Source organism: Chloroflexus sp. MS-CIW-1, from assembly GCF_030444705.1.
Lineage (GTDB): Bacteria > Chloroflexota > Chloroflexia > Chloroflexales > Chloroflexaceae > Chloroflexus.
In genome coordinates this window covers 1-2745 of the sequence record NZ_JAUBWR010000005.1, presented here as the reverse complement: position 1 = coordinate 2745, position 2745 = coordinate 1, and the positions used below count along the sequence as shown (strand labels likewise).

General features: G+C 66.0%; 2 protein-coding genes. Both read left to right on the top strand.

The features are described from left to right. Positions 1-474, top strand: a 474-nt coding sequence (locus QTO31_RS19185; RefSeq protein ID WP_301430758.1) for a hypothetical protein, incomplete at its 5' end; no start/stop codon positions are given. Next, positions 413-2674 (top strand): tetratricopeptide repeat protein, encoded by a 2262-nt coding sequence (locus tag QTO31_RS19180; protein ID WP_301430757.1) that lies wholly within the window; start codon positions 413-415, stop codon positions 2672-2674. The genes QTO31_RS19185 and QTO31_RS19180, both read left to right, overlap by 62 nt. Positions 2675-2745 lie beyond the last annotated feature (71 nt).

Here is a 2745-nt window from a genome sequence, read left to right as displayed (position 1 = left end):
CAACTCCTCGCCCCCTTCCTGCCCTACCTGCTCAAAGGCGCCAAACTTGCCGGGCAGGAAGCGGCCAAAAAACTCGGCGAAAAGACCGGTGAACAAGGCTTCGAGCAAGTCAAAGCCCTGTGGGACAGACTGCGCCCAAAGATGGAAGCCAGACCCGCTGCGCTCGAAGCCGCCCAGGACGCTGCCGCCCATCCCGACGACGAAGATGCCCTGGCCGCCCTGCGCCTGCAACTGAAGAAACTCCTCGCCGAAGACGATTCCTTGGCCCAGGAATTCGCCCGCCTGCTGCCGCAATCCGGCCCCGCCGGGCAGACCGTCATCGCCAGCGGCAATCGCTCTGTCGCCATCGGCGGGAACGCCAGCGGCAGCACCATCATTACCGGCAATCACAATCAGGTCAAGCGATGGGCCCATGAGTCGCCGCGCCATCACCATTCAAGGCAACGCCGAGCATACCATCATCATCACCGGTGACAACAACCAGGTGCATCTGGGTCACCAGGGCGGATTTGTCTTCCGCCTGCTTGACGAGGCCTTCCGCCAGGCGCAGGACGCGGGCCAACCGGCGGATTTCTACAACGGCGCCCGGCCCAACTGGGCGAACATCGCCCGCCAGCAGGACGCCCTGCGCACGCTCTTCCCCTCCCTGATGGACTTCATCCTTCATGGGACGCCAGCGCAGCGCCTGGGGGTGATCAGCGGGCTTTCCGGCGAGGGCAAGACCACCCTGCTGATGCGCGCCGCCTGGGGGGCCGCCCACCAGGGGCTTTCCGTGCTCTGGCGACATTACGGCCACGTGACGCAGCCTTACGAACATCCTTTCGAGCAGAATGGGCCGCTCCTGATCTGCCTGGACGAACTCCCCTACGTGGACGAGCTGCCCGCCCTGCTCAGCGACCTGAACGAGAGCGGCCTGCCGTTCGTGCTCCTGGGCACGGCGCGCCTGCACGAGTGGTACAACAGCCCTCTCCGCCCCGAAGTGGAACGCCGGGTGACGGTGCAGGAATTCCGCCTGGAACGCCTGGACGAGCACGAAGCCCACGCCCTGCTCGAACGCCTGGAAGCGAACAACGCCCTGGGCGCCCTGCAGGAGAAGACCCCCTCAGAGCGGCTCGATTACCTGCTCGGCCGCCTGCAGGCGGATGGTCAGTTGCTCCCCGCCCTGATGACTAGCCGCGCCGGCCGCTCCTTTGAAGCCATCCTGGAAACCGTCTTTACCAACCTGGAAAAGCGCTATCGCGAAGAGCGCGTCGCCTTCCTGCTGCGCGGCTACGCTGGCATCGCCCTGGTGCACCGCTTTGGCTTCTGGATCAGCCGCCGCCTGTTAGCGGAGTTCCTGCCCTGCCCGGAAGCCGAACTGACCCCGCGCCTGCTCTCTCCCCTGCGCGGCGAACTGACCGAGATCACCGAAGAGGAGGCCGGGCGCCTATCCACCCGTCACCCCTGGATCGCCGAACGCGCCCTGGGCCTGCTGGCCGGCCGCCGCCTGCCCGAAGAACGCTACCTGTATCAAGACCTGTTTGCCGCCCTGGGTAGGGTGCTCGGCGCCGACCCAGGCGCCGAAGAGCGCAAACTGACAACCCTGCTCCCCCTGGCCTTCAAATACCAGGGACGCATCGCCGAAGCCCGCCGCCTCTTCCAGCAGGCCACGCAAGCCAATCCCAAAGACCCCGTCTCCTGGCAGGCCTGGGCGCTCCTGGAAAAAGAGCAGGGGGACATCGCCGAAGCCCGCCGCCTCTTCCAGCAGGCCAGCCAGGCCGACCCAAAAAACGCCCCTACCTGGCAGGCCTGGGCGCTGATGGAAAAAGAGCAGGGGGACATCGCCGAAGCCCGCCGCCTCTTTCAGCAGGCCAGCCAGGCCGACCCAAAAAACGCCCCTACCTGGCAGGCCTGGGCGCTCCTGGAAAAAGAGCAGGGGGACATCGCCGAAGCCCGCCGCCTCTTCCAGCAGGCCAGCCAGGCCGACCCCAAACACGCCCCTACCTGGCAGGCCTGGGCGCTGATGGAAAAAGAGCAGGGGGACATCGCCGAAGCCCGCCGCCTCTTCCAGCAGGCCACTCAGGCCGACCCCAAACACGCCCCTACCTGGCAGGCCTGGGCGCTGATGGAAAAAGAGCAGGGGGACATCGCCGAAGCCCGCCGCCTCTTTCAGCAGGCCAGCCAGGCCGACCCCAAACACGCCCCCGTCTGGCAGGCCTGGGCGCTGATGGAAAAAGAGCAGGGGGACATCGCCGAAGCCCGCCGCCTCTTCCAGCAGGCCAGCCAGGCCGACCCCAAACATGCCCCCGTCTGGCAGGCCTGGGCGCTCATGGAAGCGCAGCAGGGACAGCCTGAGACCGCCGAGGCCCTCTTGCGCCGCGGGCTGGAGCAGGTTGAGGAACGGCGCGGGCGCGCCCTCTTGCTTTCCGCCCTGGGCAGTATCCTCGCCCACCGCGAGGCTTATCCTGAGGCCGAAGACGCCTTCCGCCAGGCACTGGATTTCGACGAGAAAAACCCCCTCACCCACTATCACTTTGCCGTGAATTGCCTGATCCCGCAGGGAAAGCTCGAAGAAGCCTGCCGCCACCTGGAGCGCGCCCGCTCACTCCGCCCGCGCAAAGAACGCGACCGTCGCAAAATCGAATCCGCCCTGCGCCGGCATTGTGGTTCATCGTCAGCCAGAGAACAGCCCTGAAAAGCATGTTTTTCCCCTCCGCTAGTTTCTGAAAGAGGCCTCCCATGGATCAACTCCCCGCCCAACTTGTT

Excerpts from the sequence above, each read along its gene's own strand:
- QTO31_RS19180 (WP_301430757.1), top strand. The coding sequence starts at position 413 with ATGAGTCGCCGCGCCATCACCATTCAAGGCAACGCCGAGCATACCATC.